General features: G+C 32.9%; 16 protein-coding genes. 2 read left to right on the top strand and 14 right to left on the bottom strand.

Annotated features, from left to right (window positions below):
• Positions 1-4 precede the first annotated feature (4 nt).
• The 7 genes from BSF42_RS03385 to BSF42_RS03355 form a co-directional block, all read right to left on the bottom strand.
• Complete coding sequence (locus tag BSF42_RS03385) at positions 5-2,344, bottom strand: hypothetical protein (RefSeq protein WP_095951721.1); 2,340 nt, start codon at positions 2,342-2,344, stop codon at positions 5-7.
• A gap of 48 nt (positions 2,345-2,392) precedes the next feature.
• Positions 2,393-3,292 carry an arginase family protein gene (locus BSF42_RS03380; RefSeq protein WP_095951720.1) on the bottom strand — a complete coding sequence of 300 codons (900 nt, stop codon included), beginning with the start codon at positions 3,290-3,292 and terminating at the stop codon, positions 2,393-2,395.
• Between the two features lie 151 nt (positions 3,293-3,443).
• On the bottom strand, positions 3,444-3,782 hold the full coding sequence (locus BSF42_RS03375; RefSeq protein WP_095951719.1) for a n-acetylglutamate synthase: 339 nt from the start codon (positions 3,780-3,782) through the stop codon (positions 3,444-3,446).
• A gap of 18 nt (positions 3,783-3,800) precedes the next feature.
• Positions 3,801-4,448, bottom strand: coding sequence for a suppressor of fused domain protein (locus BSF42_RS03370; protein ID WP_095951718.1), 648 nt, complete (start codon positions 4,446-4,448; stop codon positions 3,801-3,803).
• 106 nt (positions 4,449-4,554) lie between these two features.
• Positions 4,555-5,046, bottom strand: a complete 492-nt coding sequence (locus BSF42_RS03365) for a YgcG family protein (protein WP_095951717.1) — start codon at positions 5,044-5,046, stop codon at positions 4,555-4,557.
• Between the two features lie 144 nt (positions 5,047-5,190).
• Positions 5,191-5,940, bottom strand: a complete 750-nt coding sequence (locus BSF42_RS03360) for a DUF2314 domain-containing protein (RefSeq protein ID WP_095951716.1) — start codon at positions 5,938-5,940, stop codon at positions 5,191-5,193.
• A gap of 68 nt (positions 5,941-6,008) precedes the next feature.
• Positions 6,009-6,197, bottom strand: a complete 189-nt coding sequence (locus BSF42_RS03355; protein ID WP_095951715.1) for a SymE family type I addiction module toxin — start codon at positions 6,195-6,197, stop codon at positions 6,009-6,011.
• A gap of 94 nt (positions 6,198-6,291) precedes the next feature.
• On the opposite strand from BSF42_RS03355, the gene BSF42_RS03350 reads away from it, so the two are divergent.
• On the top strand, positions 6,292-6,510 hold the full coding sequence (locus BSF42_RS03350; protein WP_095951714.1) for a helix-turn-helix domain-containing protein: 219 nt from the start codon (positions 6,292-6,294) through the stop codon (positions 6,508-6,510).
• Between the two features lie 192 nt (positions 6,511-6,702).
• Here BSF42_RS03350 and BSF42_RS03345 read toward each other — a convergent pair whose 3' ends face one another.
• The 6 genes from BSF42_RS03345 to truA form a co-directional block, all read right to left on the bottom strand.
• Complete coding sequence (locus BSF42_RS03345; RefSeq protein ID WP_095951713.1) at positions 6,703-7,293, bottom strand: hypothetical protein; 591 nt, start codon at positions 7,291-7,293, stop codon at positions 6,703-6,705.
• Between the two features lie 180 nt (positions 7,294-7,473).
• The gene (lpdA, locus tag BSF42_RS03340) at positions 7,474-8,862 is read right to left on the bottom strand and encodes a dihydrolipoyl dehydrogenase (RefSeq protein WP_095951712.1); all 1,389 of its coding nucleotides are present in this window, start codon (positions 8,860-8,862) and stop codon (positions 7,474-7,476) included.
• Positions 8,863-9,491: 629 nt separating this feature from the next.
• Positions 9,492-10,076 (bottom strand): NUMOD4 domain-containing protein, encoded by a 585-nt coding sequence (locus tag BSF42_RS03335; protein WP_095951711.1) that lies wholly within the window; start codon positions 10,074-10,076, stop codon positions 9,492-9,494.
• A 488-nt stretch (positions 10,077-10,564) separates the two neighbouring features.
• On the bottom strand, positions 10,565-10,798 hold the full coding sequence (locus BSF42_RS03330) for a ubiquitin-like protein (protein WP_095951710.1): 234 nt from the start codon (positions 10,796-10,798) through the stop codon (positions 10,565-10,567).
• A 235-nt stretch (positions 10,799-11,033) separates the two neighbouring features.
• Complete coding sequence (locus BSF42_RS03325) at positions 11,034-12,788, bottom strand: ABC transporter ATP-binding protein (RefSeq protein WP_095951709.1); 1,755 nt, start codon at positions 12,786-12,788, stop codon at positions 11,034-11,036.
• A gap of 91 nt (positions 12,789-12,879) precedes the next feature.
• The gene (truA, locus tag BSF42_RS03320) at positions 12,880-13,614 is read right to left on the bottom strand and encodes a tRNA pseudouridine(38-40) synthase TruA (RefSeq protein ID WP_095951708.1); all 735 of its coding nucleotides are present in this window, start codon (positions 13,612-13,614) and stop codon (positions 12,880-12,882) included.
• Between the two features lie 366 nt (positions 13,615-13,980).
• Between truA and BSF42_RS03315 the strand changes: the two genes are divergently transcribed.
• Positions 13,981-14,475, top strand: a complete 495-nt coding sequence (locus BSF42_RS03315; RefSeq protein WP_095951707.1) for a metallophosphoesterase — start codon at positions 13,981-13,983, stop codon at positions 14,473-14,475.
• A gap of 2 nt (positions 14,476-14,477) precedes the next feature.
• Here BSF42_RS03315 and BSF42_RS03310 read toward each other — a convergent pair whose 3' ends face one another.
• Positions 14,478-15,398: a sensor histidine kinase gene (locus BSF42_RS03310; protein ID WP_095951706.1), complete on the bottom strand. Its 921-nt coding sequence runs from the start codon at positions 15,396-15,398 to the stop codon at positions 14,478-14,480.
• Positions 15,399-15,405 lie beyond the last annotated feature (7 nt).

The raw sequence follows: 15,405 nt of genomic DNA, 5'->3' as shown, positions 1-15,405 counted from the left end.
GATTTTAAGTTTTATTTATTTTGATACTTTCTGAAATCAAAGAACCATCTTTTGAAAAGCCTTGAATTAAAAATAAGTAACCTTGAGGATTTGCTTTAACTTTAAAAAACAGCTCACCATTGTTATTGGTTTGTAAGTCTGGTTTCCAGTCGATTTCTGTCCAATTGCTGTATTTGTCTGCATCGAAAGCATAAATGGGCGAATAATATTTTTTTTCTTTATCAAATCCGTCCGTGATTACGTATTCATTAAAAAGTTCAACAATATTATTTTTATAGTTTTGAGTTGTAAAAACCTGAAAAATTTTGTTTCCTCTAATAGGCTGCAGCATAATATTTTCGATGTCTTTTATTTGTAAGGAAACGCCAGACAATTGACCAGCTGTAATGCGTTCTCCATCAATATACAAAGCGGCTTCTTTATCAATTCCAGTTTCCAGATAGGTTTCCTGACCTTTCCAGTTTACCAATTTGACATCCTGATCAAAACTTAAAAAATACATTAAATCCTTATTTTTAAAATGTGGTGCAATTTCTAAATCAAAATATTTCCCAATATCAAATACCAAAGGTTTGTATTTTTTTATGAGTTTTTTTCGGTCTGTATACCTTTTGTTTTTGGCATTAACGGTTATTTCATCCAGTTTTATAGAGCCGGCTGTATACATATCATTCCATAAATCTTCGTTTAAAACAGCCGTTTGTTTTGTTCTGCTTTCAATGTTTAAATTACGCAGCAATACTTTTTGAGGTATATCAAACTGAATTTTTTCTGGTTTTAAGGCTTCGCTGTTATTGTTTACAAAAGAAATTTTAACGGCATCTCCTTTATAAATAAGCAGGTTATTGAAGTTGAAATCTTTTTTTCCATTTAAAAATATTTTATCAATAATTACATTGTCTGTTGTAAGCAGTGCCAAATGATTGGCAGGAAGAGATGATACATTTCCTTTTAGTTTAAATCCTGCTTCAAAATCATATTTATAAACGGGATTTAAATCGGCAATCATTTCGTGTAAGGTAAATTGAGTCCAGCCTTGCGTCAGCAGCAGTAAATCTAAATGCTGATTTCGCTGCTCATTTTTTGTATTGAAATAATAAGCTGGATTTTCAATATATCCTTTTACATAAGGAGACAGGAGAAAAGCACTTTTGATACTATTAGTTTCCGTATAATTGGATGTGTTTAGAGGCAGTATTGACGTACTCAAATTTGCATTTATGTTTTGGCCAAGCTGAGAAATTTTTAGTTTATAATTGATGGAATCATTTTCAACGCTTGTTTTTTCTAACGCAATTGTTGGCTCTGTTTCTTTTTCGATGTAAAATTTTCTTTCTGCAATTGGCTGATTATCTTTAAAAAGCGTAACTGTATTAATGCCGTTGTAAAAGTTTTTTTTGTCGAGTTCCAGATTTAAAGATGCTAAGTTTTGAATTTCGACATAATCCAGAATATTGTTTTTTTGATGAAATAAGAGTTTATACCGGTTGGTTTTTATTTCTGAAGCAGGATTTGTTTGAATACTTAATTTTAGATTTTCCGACTGATTATTGTCCACATTTAAAAGAATGCCTGTCTTTTGAGCCAGAGGCAGTTGAATTTTTATTAGAGTATCATTAATATTGACAGATGCTGTATAAATCTGATTTGGCTCATAGACAAAACTGCACTTTGTCATTCCTAAAAACTCACTTTTAAAACTGGCAACTTCCTGATTTTTTGTATTTGTAATTTTTCCTGAATAATCAATTCCTTTTCCATTTAATAAGGATTTAAGACCAATTGTATTGGATGCATTTTCTAATAAATAACCTCCTTCAGGAAAAAGCTGGACGTCATATTTATTCTTTAATGCGGTTTGTTTTTCAGAAATGTTATTGAGAATATTTATTTCTTGAATGAAGGTATTATCGTCTCCAAAGTTTCGCATATAATTTGTCGCTGCCTCAAGATAATAAACTCCCGTTTTTAAGGAATCGTTTAGTACAAATTGTCCTTTTCCGGTTCCTTTGTAAATAAAAACGTTTTGGCTCTGAATTAGTTTGCCTTTGATATCCAAAAGATTCACATTGACACGTGTTGTTTTTAGCGAAGGCTTATTGGAAATATCACCAACATACGCTTTAAACCAAAGAATATCATCAATAAAATAAGAGGTTTTATTGGTATGCAGAAATACTTTTTCAAAGTACAGCTGATTTTTTTTAAGCGGTTCAATTACACTGTCCAGAAATGATTCTTTTGGTGAAGAATTTATCTGGAAATTTTTTACTGCATTTTCCTGCGAAAAAGAAACGCCGTAGACACAGATTGTAATAATAAAAGAGATCAACTTCAACTTCATTTGGAAATGTCTTTTGGTATATTCGATTAATGTTTTAAGGCTTACAATTTATTTCTTAAACAAATTAAAAGTGGTGCTTAAATGATGTACAAAATCTCTTGTATATTGTCCGCTTTCATCTAAATCTGGATCTAAAATAGTTATTTCGAGTCCGCTTAATTTTTCACTTTGAAATAAATAGGAGGTGAGTTCATTAAATTCATCATAAGTTAAACCGTCTGGAGTTCTGCTGTCTACACATGGCATTATCGAGTCTTTTAAAACATCGACATCGATATGAAGCCAGAAGCCATCGAGTTTTTTATTTTCAACATCTGAAAGAAATGATTGAATGCAGTTTTTTACGCCTTGTTTTCGGAGTTCCTCAAGGCTTATGTAAACAGCAGATGAATTTCGAATTTCATTTTCGTATTCATCGTCATATTCCCGATTGCCCACGCACCAAAGGTTTTCTTCTTTTACGTATGGAGAAAGGTTTAGAATATTGGTTAGTTTTTGATGACCGTTTCCAGTAACAATTGAGGCTGCCATACCGCCGGCACCGCCCGTTTCAGACAAGGAAATATCCATAAAATCAGTATGGCCGTCGAGATAAAATAAACCATAATTTCCTTTTTGTTTTAAAGCGATCGCCGATCCTAAAAGAATACTGCAGTCGCCGCCAAGTATAAATGGAAATTTATTGGCACTAATTAAATTGTTTATCAAATAAGCCTGTTCTCTCGCGTATGTAACTAATGAATCTGCATTTAAAATTTTAGTTTCGGGATCTTTTACATTCGAATATTTCGGAGGATCAAGTCGTATACTATTGTTCGTTTTTAAAGCCTTATGCAGATTGTTTTTCCACAACCAGTCTGGTAAACGATTTACGCCTGGTTCTTTGCCTGGTTTTGGTTCTTTTAAACCTAAATTTGATGGAAACTCAACAATGCAGATTTCTTTCATAGCCTTTACTATTTAGTCATAAAGTTATTAAAATAATTGCCTTTTGAATGTTTTTTAACAGACCAAAACAAAAAATCCGACTTGTTTTCGCAAATCGGATTTTTTTCTGAAAACTATTTATAGATTACTTTTTTAGAAAATATTCTGGTTTTTATTGTTCTTCAATTATGGAATTTCCTTTTGAATGATCGCCAGATGTCCACTGCCAGATTTCATGAAGTCGTATTTTTCCGTTCTCTAAAATTTCAGGTTTAGAAGTGCAGGTTCCAGTCATTAATTCGCCTTTTTCATTTACTTGATGATAGCGCATTTCGATAATGCCTTCATCATCAACCAAGCCAATTAAATGTCCTGTAACGATTTTTCCTCCTGAATACTGAGAGGTTAAGATGTTTCCCTGCTGTTTGTAATGAAATACGGTTTCGCCAGAAGTTTCTCCATTTTCACTATTGCTGACAGGCTTAAAAATTTTGTTATTGTAATTGATCATTTTTAATACTGTTCGACCTTAATTTTTTCGATTTAAATCGGTAATTAATAAAGGATTGTTTTCTTTTAATTTATTTGCCAATTCTTCGACTGTTCCCGGATTTGCTTTTATGTGTTCAAATTCTGCAGAAGTAATTCCTACGATTTGTAAAAATGAAACTTCACCGTGCGGCGTCTGTTTTTTTGGAACTTCAGGATCGTTTACAATAATCAATGCCGTAATGTCTGTATCTGTATTGAGACGAATTGGACCGTTTGCAGGCATGTAATGATATTCTTCAAACCAATTCCCGCTGTCGAAAACATACTTGGCAATATTTTGAAGTAAGGCCACAACCCAGCTTGGATTTTCGTTATCTGCTTCAAATGGTTTTAATCTAAAAGTAAGTTCAAAACCCCATTTACTAAATTCTCCGTCGACTTTTTCTTCATCGTAATACAATTCAGAAAAACCGTAAGTGACAAAATGATAATGATCTTCCTGATTTTTACTTTCGTAATAACTCACGCCGTCCAGTGGACTATCACCGCCAAGCATGTAACTAAGTGCAGGCGCAAAATGTTTGGGTTCCTGACCGGGATAAAGACTGTCAAATTCTTTGTCGATTTCTAACCATCCTACTGCATCATCTTCTGAAAATTGTTTTTTGTATTCCTCTAAATTCATCTCTATCGTTTTGTAGTTAAAGAGTATACAAGGTATTATTTTTATTGCAAAAAATGAATTTATGACATAAAAAACTCCGACTTCTTTTGCAGATCGGACTTTGTTTTTATTCTATTTTTTTCGCCAGCTGGAGTGCGCCTTGCTGCAATCCTTTATAATAATCGCCTTTTTTTAGTTCAGGAATTACATAGACAGAAACAATATCTTTCATTTCCTGATCGCTCATTTTGGTACGAATTTTATCAACGCCATGAATTTGAATCTGTCGCAATTGTTTGCTGATTACAATTAAAATTGAAGAGTCGATTTTTAACTGCGAAAGCAAATATTTGTCTAGATCTAAAGAATAAGTGGTTAGATCTGTATATGGAATTATGGAAGGGGTTGTTACGATAAGTATTTTACTGTTCGTTTTGGGTTCGCTTGATTTTAAAAAACTACTTAAATCCTTGATCTGATTTTGGGTAAGAATTTTTTCAAAGTCATTTACGTAATCATAAGATTTGGCAAAAATGGCCGACGTTTCTGTTTTTGTTTGTGCAAAAAAAGAATTGGGTAACAAAAGAACAAGGGTAAAAATAAATACTAATTTTTTCATGGCAGATATAAGGTTGAGGCGCTGCAAAACTAGTTCTTTATTATTAAAATTTACTGCTGAAAATGTTATGAAAAATTAATATTTATTGTTGATAGTAAGACAAAAAAAAATCCGATTTAGTACTAAATCGGATTTTAAAGATTCTTATTGAAGAAGAGGAAGTAAATGCTCCCAATTTAGTTCTTTCGCAAAATCGAGTGCTGTTTTTCCGCTCTGCGTTTTACTATTTTTATCTGCTCCCGATTCTAATAAAACTTCTACAGAAGTTTGATTTCCAGCGATTGCTTCACGATGTAAAAAAGTATAACCTAATTCGTCTTGCGCAGTAATTTCTTCTGGATTATTTTTCACGAATTCGATAAGACTTTCTTTCATATTTATACTCATCGGATGTTCTATGATATTTTCTGGTTTTTCTTTTTGTTCGTTAACAACTAAAATATCATTAAAATCGCCAAAGTCTAATCCCCAAGCTTCATCGTGTGAATTTCTTTCTTCTTCACTCATTTCAGAACGCATTGCCTGAATGGTAAAGGCTCCGTATGTTTTACCGCCAATGGCGAATAACCAATCGCTTATTTGATTAACAGGAATTTGAACTTCGTCTCCGTTATTTACATTCGTCAATTCATCGGGATCATTTAGGAGAACGCCGTATATGTTTTCGCCGTCAAAATTTACATCGTTGATCCACATGTGTTCTACTACGGTTTCATCATCAATTTCTTGTGTGAAAGCCAGTTTTACACACGCAACATCAAGTCCCGGGACTATTCGGCGGTATTCCCAGGACAATTCTCTCCAGAAATATTTAAAGGTATCTTGTGCTTTTTTGTAAGCTTCAATCATTTTTGGATTTTCTCCGTCGGCGTAGAATATTTTTGTTTCTTCCATAAGAATGCATATTTATAAATGAATTATAAAAGTAATCTTTTTAGTACTTTCAGTAAAATGATATTCAATCATTTTTGATTTTTTTCCAGAGTAATTGTCAGTCTGTTTTTATTTTGTTTGACAATTATTGTCTGGCCTTTCATAAAGCCAAGTTTTTCAAGCCATTTTCCTTCCAGTTTTATTGATGGAATTGTAATGTATTTATAATTTCTTTCTTGATATTTGCTATGAATTTTTAATTTTCTATAATCTTTCATTTGTCATATAATTATACGACAAAGATATTATAAAAATCAATATGTAAGCTTTTTGTATGACAAAATTGTCAGCAAATTATATGACATTTGATTTATGGGACGGGATATTCTAAAAAAGAAAATAGGCCAAAGAATTATTGAATTGCGAGAAGTGAAAGGATGGAGCCAGTCTGACTTGGCGCGAGCATGTAATAAAGATCGTCAATCTATTGAAAAAATTGAAAACGGAAAAGTTAATCCGACACTTTATACTTTGCTGGAAGTTGCAAATGCTTTGGAGATTTCTTTATCAAAACTGGTTGATATATCATAGCTTCAAATAAATGTATAAGATCTTTTGAAAACGATTTGCGTGAAGGATGGGAGCGGCATCCTTTTATGGCGGTCCCGAAGCTTCGGGACGCCATAAAAGATATAGCGGACAGCCTGACCCGGAGGGACACGCCATAAAAAAATCCGACTTGCATTAACAAATCGGATTGTATAAAATTTACAAGTTAATTTCTTAAAAGGTATAACCTATTCTTAAATGAAAATAAAGTAAGAATTGTTCTTTTGTGTAATCAAAATTATCGACACTTTGTGCGTTTCCAAAATTAGAATTTGCTTTAATAAATACCATTCTATATCCAATTCCTGCACCAGCTTCGTAAGTAAAATGATCTCCTATCGCTCTTTTCATTCCCCATGTTGGCGTTATGGATAAATCTGCATTTTTAGTGATATTATCATCTAAATTAATTACAAACCAATCTGGATGATAACTTGTTTTTAGCGAAATGTAATTACCGCTGTTATTTGAAATATTTCTTCCCCTGGCATTTCTTTTTTTCAAATTGAAATAAAATTTAGGTTCTGCAGTTAATACAGGCTGTAAAATAAAACCAGCGTCGTCATAATGGTCTCCAACTGCAAAGTCGTGTTCGATACCAATTTCGCTTCGTAAAGCAATTGCATTAGCAAGTTTTAATTCGTTGTTTAGCCAAAGTCCTGCAAATCCTGTTTGCACTGAAAAGATTGATTTTTCTACACTAGCTTCTTGAGCTGTTGCATTAATAGTTACTCCTAAGATTATAAATAGGATTAATTTTTTCATACTTGTTTTTTGTAATTGGTTAGATTAATTTTTAGCACGAAAATAGTATTAAAATATAAAATTCCTAATTTATAAAACAATTAAATTTTTATTAAAAATGGGTATAAAAAAATCCGATTTGCGAAAGCAAATCGGATTGATTAAATTGAAGTTTATATATAACCGTAAAACGGTTTATTTTTACAAGTGAATTACTTCGCCGTAAGCATCAGCTACAGCTTCCATAACAGCCTCGCTCATTGTTGGGTGAGGGTGGATAGATTTAAGGATTTCGTGACCTGTAGTTTCAAGTTTACGAGCTACAACTGCCTCAGCAATCATATCTGTAACACCAGCACCAATCATGTGGCATCCTAACCATTCTCCGTATTTAGCGTCGAAAATTACTTTTACAAATCCGTCTGGAGTTCCAGCCGCTTTTGCTTTTCCAGAAGCTGAGAATGGGAATTTACCAATTTTTAATTCGTATCCTTTTTCTTTAGCTTGTTTTTCTGTTAAACCTACAGAAGCGATTTCTGGAGTTGCATAAGTACAACCAGGAACGTTTCCGTAATCGATTGGGTCAACGTGTAAACCTTTGATTTTTTCAACACAGTTGATTCCTTCTGCAGAAGCTACGTGAGCTAAAGCCTGCCCTGGAGTAACGTCTCCAATTGCGTAGTATCCTGGAATGTTAGTTGCGTTGTAAGCGTTTACTAAGATTTTATCTCTGTCTACAGCAATTCCAACTTCTTCTAAACCAATATTTTCGATATTTGTTTTGATTCCAACTGCCGAAAGTACGATGTCAGCTTCAAGAACTTCTTCTCCTTTTGCAGTTTTAACGAATGCTTTTACACCTGCACCAGTTGTATCGATACGCTCAACAGATGAATTTGTCATTACTTTAATTCCAGCTTTTTTCAAAGAACGCTCAAATTGTTTTGAGATGTCTTCGTCTTCTACAGGAACTACGTTTGGCATAAACTCTACAATAGTAACATCTGTTCCCATTGAATTGTAAAAGTGAGCGAACTCAACTCCAATTGCTCCAGAACCAACGATAATCATAGATTTTGGTTGTGTAGGCAGTGTCATTGCTTGACGGTATCCAATTACTTTTACACCATCTTGAGGTAAATTTGGTAACTCACGAGAACGAGCACCAGTAGCGATGATAATGTGGTCAGCGCTGTATTCTGTAACTTTATTGTCTTTATCAGTAACGTCAAGTTTTTTTCCTGGTTTTAGTTTTCCAAAACCTTCGATAACGTCAATTTTGTTTTTTTTCATTAAGAATTGAACTCCTTTGCTCATTCCTTCAGCAACACCGCGGCTGCGTTGAATTACTGCTGGGAAATCTTTATCGAATTCAGAAACTTTTAATCCGTAGTCAGAAGCGTGTTTTAAATAGTCAAAAACCTGAGCCGATTTTAATAATGCTTTTGTTGGGATACATCCCCAGTTTAAACATACACCACCAAGGTTTTCTTTTTCAACTACAGCTACTTTGAAGCCTAATTGTGAAGCTCTAATTGCTGTAACATATCCGCCAGGACCACTTCCTAAAACAATAACGTCGTATTTCATTTTTTTGGTTTTTAATATTAACTACCGAAAATGAAGTTTATATTTCCGAAACTCATTTCTCGATTTTTTCTTTTGTTATTTGTGCTTGCGAATTTAAGGATTTATTTTAAATCAACACCTGAAAATTTGTTTTTAGCGCTGCAGATTTTGGTCTTTTCACAGAAACTGAAGGAATTGTGAATTGCAAATTGTGAATTCTGAATTGATTTTTGTGATTTAGTGATTTGTCTTTAGTCCTTAGTGATTTGTCTTTAGTCCTTAGTGATTAGTTCTTAGTAATTAGTTCTTAGTGATTAGTTCTTAGTTCTTAGTGATTAGTTTTTAGTTTTTAGTTTTTAGTTTTTAGTTTTTAGTTCTTAGTCTTTAGTTCTTAGTCTTTAGTTCTTAGTCTTTAGTTCTTAGTCTTTAGTTCTTAGTTCTTAGTAATTAGTTCTTAGTCTTTAGTACATAATGTGAAGTTGTTTTGAAAATAAAAAAATATGCCACAGATTAATAAGGATTAAAAAGATTTTAAAAATCAGTGTTAATCATTTTAATCTGTGGCTAATATAATTTTAAATTTTACCGGAATTCCTTACGTTGGCTTCGACTTCGCTCAGCATGACAAATTGTTAATTATCAATTGATAATTAAATCTTCACATGGCCCCAGTTTTCACCGCTGGCAATTCTTCTGATCTGCATTTCGCTTACGCCGAATTGTTTGGCGATCATTTTAAGACGTGTTTTTTGTTCTGGACGGGCAAGTATTTTTTTGATTAACATTACTTTCGTTGTTGTTAATTTTCTTCCGTCGGCTTTAAGATTGTGTTCGATTAGATTTTTTTTCGCCTGAATCACTCTTGGGCTTTTACGGCTGTGCGCCATCATTTCTTGTTTTGTCGCCCAGCGTAAATTGCGGATATCGTCATTACTTCTGTTGTAGTCCAAATGAAGTACATAAGTTTGTTCTTCGGAATCTTTTGGGATAAAATATTGGGCAACTAACTTGTATAAGAACAAATATTTGTTGACAATTTTATCGTCTTTTTTAACCTTAAAACGGAAAGTTGGATATCCGTCGCTTAATCCGCCTTTTAAGATTCGACCGTTTTCAATTTCGTCGGTAAAACTAATTAAACGGCCTCTGTTTGAAATGGCGTATCTTAATTGTAATGAGGCGTTTATTTCTATTTCTTTAAACTGTTCGTCTGGATAAAATCTATTTTGTGGCATATTCTTTTACATTTGATTTCTGTATTCTGTATTCTCAAAGATAAATAATAAACCAAAAATTACTGCTATACAATTGATTGTGAAATGTCAATTTTATGATTTCTATAACGCTTATTTAACGTTTTAAAACGATTATAATAGTTTTTAATCGGATTTTGAATCACAAATTAGGAATTGTGCAGTTTTTTATTTTACAGTAAGTGTAAATTTTAAGATAACGAATTGTTAATTGCAGGTTGAACCAGTTTTTAAATTGTTTGATTTCCTTTCTACTTAATAGATTTCGTGCCGAATTTAAAATAAAAGAGTAAAAATTAGAATTAATTTCTGATTAGTTCTTAACTATATTTGAAAAAAGGGTTTGGCTTAATTGAAAGCCAAACCCCATTATTTTAAACTTATATTATGTTTGAAACGAAGTAATACATGTATCCAAATACGGTCTTAAAATGTATTCAAACATATTATCATCTTCTTTTAAGAAACAATTAATTCATACAAGGATTGCTAAGAACCATATGCATTGTAATTTCTTTTTGAATGTTATAATCACATAATGTTCTTCCATCTTCAAGTTGTTTTCCTGCAAATATTAACCTTATACAACTAGGATTAATTCCTTCTTTATCTTGTATTTTAGATTTAATATTATCGATAGTATCTGAACATTCAACTTCAAGCGTTATTGTTTTCCCAGTCAAAGTTTTTATAAAAATTTGCATAGAGAACGCATTAAGCGAAAAGGCTAAAAATAAAACGGTAATTAGTAATTTTTTTTCATGGTATTTTTAAAAATGATTATTTATTTTTCAAACATACTTATTTGTTTGTAAGAATACAGCTAATATTTATGAATTATGTTAAATTCATTTTGCCCTAAAACAATCAATGATTGTATTTTTACCATTTAAGTATTTGTAAGGTTTTAAGGATTAATTAAGTAGGTGATTTTGCAAGTTAATTAGCTACTGAAAATTGCGAATCGTACAGGTTTTTGTAGTAGCCGTCAGTTTTATGTAATAATTCCTGATGTGTACCTTGTTCAACAATTAGTCCTTTGTCCATTACTACGATCTTATCTGCATTTACAATTGTCGCCAAACGATGTGCGATTATAATAGAAGTTCTTCCTTTTGTAATCGTTTCTGTTGCGCGCTGAATCAATTCTTCAGAGTATGTATCAATAGAAGAAGTTGCTTCATCCAAAATCAAAATACTCGGATTACTTACGTAGGAACGTAAAAATGCTATCAATTGTCTTTGTCCCGAGGATAACATTACACCACGCTCTTTTACATCAAAGTCATAATTATCTGGAAGATTCATAATAAAATCGTGTACTCCAATTTTCTTTGCGGCATCAATTACCCTATCGCGGGTAATTTCTGGATTATGCAGCGTAATGTTATTGTAAATCGTATCGGCAAATAAAAACACATCTTGTAAAACCACCGCAATTTGTTTTCGAAGTGAAGCCAAAGTGTAATTTTCGATATTTTCGCCGTCAATACAAATCGTTCCGCTGTTAATTTCGTAAAAGCGATTCAGCAGATTAATAATAGTTGATTTTCCTGCGCCTGTAGAACCTACAATAGCAACAGTTTGTCCCGCGGAAACAGATAAATCAATACCTTTTATCACTTCCTCTTCTGGAATATAACTAAAACGAACTGCTTCAAATTCGATACTTCCGTTAAAAACAGGTGCTTCTATTTTTCCAGTATCCTGAATATGATCCTGCGTATCAATAATATCAAAAACACGATTGGCAGCAATCATTCCCAGCTGCATCTCATTAAATTTATCTGCAATTTGTCTTAACGGATTAAAAAGCATTCCAATAAACATTGTATACGAAAACAAATCTCCAAAAGTGGTAAAATGATCTCCGTTCAAAATTCTAAAACCGCCGTAAACCACAACCAATCCTAAAGTAATAGACGAAATAATATCGGCAATAGGGAAGAAGATCGAGTTGTATAAAATGGTTTTAATCCACGCCACTCGATGTTTGTTATTAATTTCCTTGAAATTATCAGCTTCGATTTTTTCACGGTTAAAAAGCTGTACGATTTTCATTCCCGTTACACGCTCCTGTACAAAAGAGTTCATATTGGCAATCTGTGTTCTTACTTCTTCAAAAGCGACCTGCATTTTGCGTTGGAAAATTCTAGTAATGAAAACCAAAATAGGCATAGCAAGAACCACAATCCAAGTCAGTTTCCAGTTCATGTAAAACATAAAAATAAGCACGACAAACATTTTCATCAAGTCACTTATAATCATAAATAAACCTTGGCTGAAAATACGCGCAATTGATTCAATGTCTGAAACCGCTCGAGTTACTAATTGCCCAACCGGAACCAAATCAAAATACTTCATTCTGAAACTCAAAATGTGCTTAAAAAGTTTCGTTCTGATATCTTTTACAATATCCTGCCCGAGCCAGTTTGCCCAATATACAAAGTAAAACTGCGAGAAAACTTCCATTAATAAAACCACGCCCATCAAGATGATATAAGATAGTAATCCCATTTTATCGTGAGTTTTGATGTATCCGTCGACCGTTTCTTTAAGTAAATAAGGTCGCAGTGCTGCAAAAATAGACAGCGAAACGGCAAATATGATTACGCCGTAATAACGCCATTTATAAGGCTTAGTATATTTTAAAATTCGTTTGAATAATCCAGTATCAAATGCTTTTGCTTTCATTTTTTTTTGGTGCTTTAAGCTATAAGCTTTAGGCAGTAGGCTTTTTAATAAAGTGCTAAAAGCTTACTGCTTAAAGCCTAAAGCCTACAGCTTATAAATAATCGTAATAAATATTGGTTAAATATAAACCATGCGCCGGAACTGAAAACCCAGCTTTTTCCCTGCTTTTGCTGGCAATAATATTTTCAAAATCTGCTAGCGTAATTTTGTGTAAACCAATATTAATTAAAGTTCCCACAATTGCCCGAACCATATTTCTCAAAAACCGATTTGCGGAAATGGTAAAAATTAGTTTTGAATTTTCTTGTTTCCAAAATGCCTCAAAAATCGTACAGTCAAAAGTATTCACATCTGTATTTACTTTTGAAAAACATTGAAAATCGGTATGTTTCAATAATAACTGCGCTGCTTCATTCATTAAATCGACATCCAATTTCTGATTTACATACCAGCTCAATTCCTGTAAAAACGGATTTTTAACGGTATTAATGTGATATTCGTACGTTCTTTTTTTTGCATCGAATCGGCAATGTGCATCATCATGGACAGGAATAATATCAAAAATGACAATATCTTTTGGTAAATAAGAATTCAGTTTATGAACTAAAGCAGGAACATCAAAACTCTTTTCTGTATCAAAATGACCAAACATTTCAGTTGCATGAACACCAGTATCTGTTCTTCCAGCGCCCATAATGCTGATGGTATCATTTAGTAAAACCGAAAAAGCTTTATTTAAAGTTTCCTGAACAGAAGAGGCATTGGGCTGTATCTGCCAGCCATGATAAGGTGTTCCGTTATAAGCAAATTGAATAAAATATCTCACTGTAGAGGTTCAAAGGTTCAGAGGCGCAAAGGTACGAAAAAAGGTTCAGAGAGGCAAAGGTTCAAAGGTTCAGAGAGACATTCAAAGATTTTCCGTGACGTGTATCTGTAGAGACGCACAGCAGTGCGTCTAACGCCAGATTGGAAATTTCAAGGTTCTAAGTTTTTCTTTTTAGTTACAAAGGTTCAAAGTGGCAAAGGCTCAAAGGTTTTCCGTGATGTGTATCTGTAGAGACGCACTGCAGTGCGTCTAACCCTAGATTGGAAAAAGTTAATATAAAACAGCACTAAAGACGTGCTGTCGTGCGTTTCTAAAGAAAAAACCTTTGTACCTTTGTCTCTCTCAAACTTTGAACTTTTCAAAAAAATGACAAAAATCCTTCTTCTTTCTGATACGCACAGTCATATTGATGATACTATTTTAAAATATGTTAATCAGGCCGATGAGGTTTGGCATGCTGGAGATATTGGGGATTTGAATGTTACGGATACCATAAAAAAACTAAAACCGCTTAGAGCAGTTTATGGTAATATTGATGATGCAAAAGCGAGAATGGAATTTCCGTTGAACAATCGTTTTTCATGCGAAAATGTTTCGGTTTGGATTACGCATATTGGCGGTTATCCTGGAAAATACAATCCGAATATTAAAGAAGAAATGGCTGCGAATCCGCCCAAACTTTTTATCTGCGGACATTCGCATATTTTAAAAGTAATGTTTGATAAGAAAAACAATTTACTACATATGAATCCGGGTGCGGCAGGGAAAAGCGGTTTTCATAAAGTGCGAACAATGCTTCGATTTGTAATTGATGATGATAAAATCAAAGATTTAGAAATTATTGAAATTGGAGCAAAATAACTTTAATGCGGCAATGGAATCTGGATTTTAATTTTAGTGCCTTCATTTTCTCGTGATACGATGGTTAAAGTTCCTTTGTATTTCTTAATTCGAGCTCTAATTCGGTTTAAGCCAAAACCTTCTGCTTCTTTTAGTTTTTGAGTTCGAAAACCAATTCCGTCATCGTGAATCGTTAAGAGGAGTTGATTGTTTTTTTCAACCAAAGAAAGTCGTGCTTTTTTAGCTTCACTGTGTTTTATAATGTTATTGAAGAGTTCGCTGACAATGAAATAGATTTTCATTTCAAACTTTTCTACATATCTTCTGCTGGTCGAAATAGAACTTGAAAATTCAAATTGAATGGCAGAATTAGAGTTTTTTTCGCATAAATCTTCCAACGCGTAAATCAATCCAAAACGAACTAAAAGAGAAGGAACAAGATCGTGAGACATATCTCTTAAAAGTTCGTGTACTTCTGATAATATGGTTTTGGCTTTTTGTATTTCATCAGATTTTAGTTCATGCTGCGCTGTAAAAGTATTTAAATGCAGTCCAGCAGATGAAAGAAGCGAATTAATATTATCGTGTAGAAAAGAAGCAATTTTTTTTCTTTCTATTTCCTGTGTGTCAATACTAGAATTAATGATGTCAAGAAGGATTTTTTGTTTGGTGTCTTTTCGTTTTATTTTTTGTTTTAGTTTATTGTTCTGATACAGAAAATAAAATAGAAAGAAAATAATAACGACTAGTAATATTGCTAAGCTTACTATCTTTTTATTTCTTAACTGATCAGTTGTATTAATTTGATTTGCAATTGATTTTCTTTCAGTTTGAACTGTCGAAGTTATATTTTGAGCGTTTGCAAAACGGTATTGATGTGAAACGAAAGTCCCTTTGGCAGCCAAAGAGAAAAGAAGCGATATAAAAAAGTTAAGACCAAACATAAAAAGA

Origin of the sequence: Flavobacterium sp. ACN6, from assembly GCF_002304005.1 — a bacterium.
In the GTDB taxonomy this organism is placed as follows: Bacteria; Bacteroidota; Bacteroidia; order Flavobacteriales; family Flavobacteriaceae; genus Flavobacterium.
This window is presented reverse-complemented; position numbering and strand designations above follow the sequence as displayed.

What these genes read in the sequence shown, in the direction of transcription:
- BSF42_RS03385 (WP_095951721.1), bottom strand. Translation starts at nt 2,344, where the DNA reads ATGAAGTTGAAGTTGATCTCTTTTATTATTACAATCTGTGTCTACGGC.
- BSF42_RS03380 (WP_095951720.1), bottom strand. Translation starts at nt 3,292, where the DNA reads ATGAAAGAAATCTGCATTGTTGAGTTTCCATCAAATTTAGGTTTAAAA.
- BSF42_RS03375 (WP_095951719.1), bottom strand. Translation starts at nt 3,782, where the DNA reads ATGATCAATTACAATAACAAAATTTTTAAGCCTGTCAGCAATAGTGAA.
- BSF42_RS03370 (WP_095951718.1), bottom strand. Translation starts at nt 4,448, where the DNA reads ATGAATTTAGAGGAATACAAAAAACAATTTTCAGAAGATGATGCAGTA.
- BSF42_RS03365 (WP_095951717.1), bottom strand. Translation starts at nt 5,046, where the DNA reads ATGAAAAAATTAGTATTTATTTTTACCCTTGTTCTTTTGTTACCCAAT.
- BSF42_RS03360 (WP_095951716.1), bottom strand. Translation starts at nt 5,940, where the DNA reads ATGGAAGAAACAAAAATATTCTACGCCGACGGAGAAAATCCAAAAATG.
- BSF42_RS03355 (WP_095951715.1), bottom strand. Translation starts at nt 6,197, where the DNA reads ATGAAAGATTATAGAAAATTAAAAATTCATAGCAAATATCAAGAAAGA.
- BSF42_RS03350 (WP_095951714.1), top strand. Translation starts at nt 6,292, where the DNA reads ATGGGACGGGATATTCTAAAAAAGAAAATAGGCCAAAGAATTATTGAA.
- BSF42_RS03345 (WP_095951713.1), bottom strand. Translation starts at nt 7,293, where the DNA reads ATGAAAAAATTAATCCTATTTATAATCTTAGGAGTAACTATTAATGCA.
- lpdA (WP_095951712.1), bottom strand. Translation starts at nt 8,862, where the DNA reads ATGAAATACGACGTTATTGTTTTAGGAAGTGGTCCTGGCGGATATGTT.
- BSF42_RS03335 (WP_095951711.1), bottom strand. Translation starts at nt 10,076, where the DNA reads ATGCCACAAAATAGATTTTATCCAGACGAACAGTTTAAAGAAATAGAA.
- BSF42_RS03330 (WP_095951710.1), bottom strand. Translation starts at nt 10,798, where the DNA reads ATGCAAATTTTTATAAAAACTTTGACTGGGAAAACAATAACGCTTGAA.
- BSF42_RS03325 (WP_095951709.1), bottom strand. Translation starts at nt 12,788, where the DNA reads ATGAAAGCAAAAGCATTTGATACTGGATTATTCAAACGAATTTTAAAA.
- BSF42_RS03315 (WP_095951707.1), top strand. Translation starts at nt 13,981, where the DNA reads ATGACAAAAATCCTTCTTCTTTCTGATACGCACAGTCATATTGATGAT.
- BSF42_RS03310 (WP_095951706.1), bottom strand. Translation starts at nt 15,398, where the DNA reads ATGTTTGGTCTTAACTTTTTTATATCGCTTCTTTTCTCTTTGGCTGCC.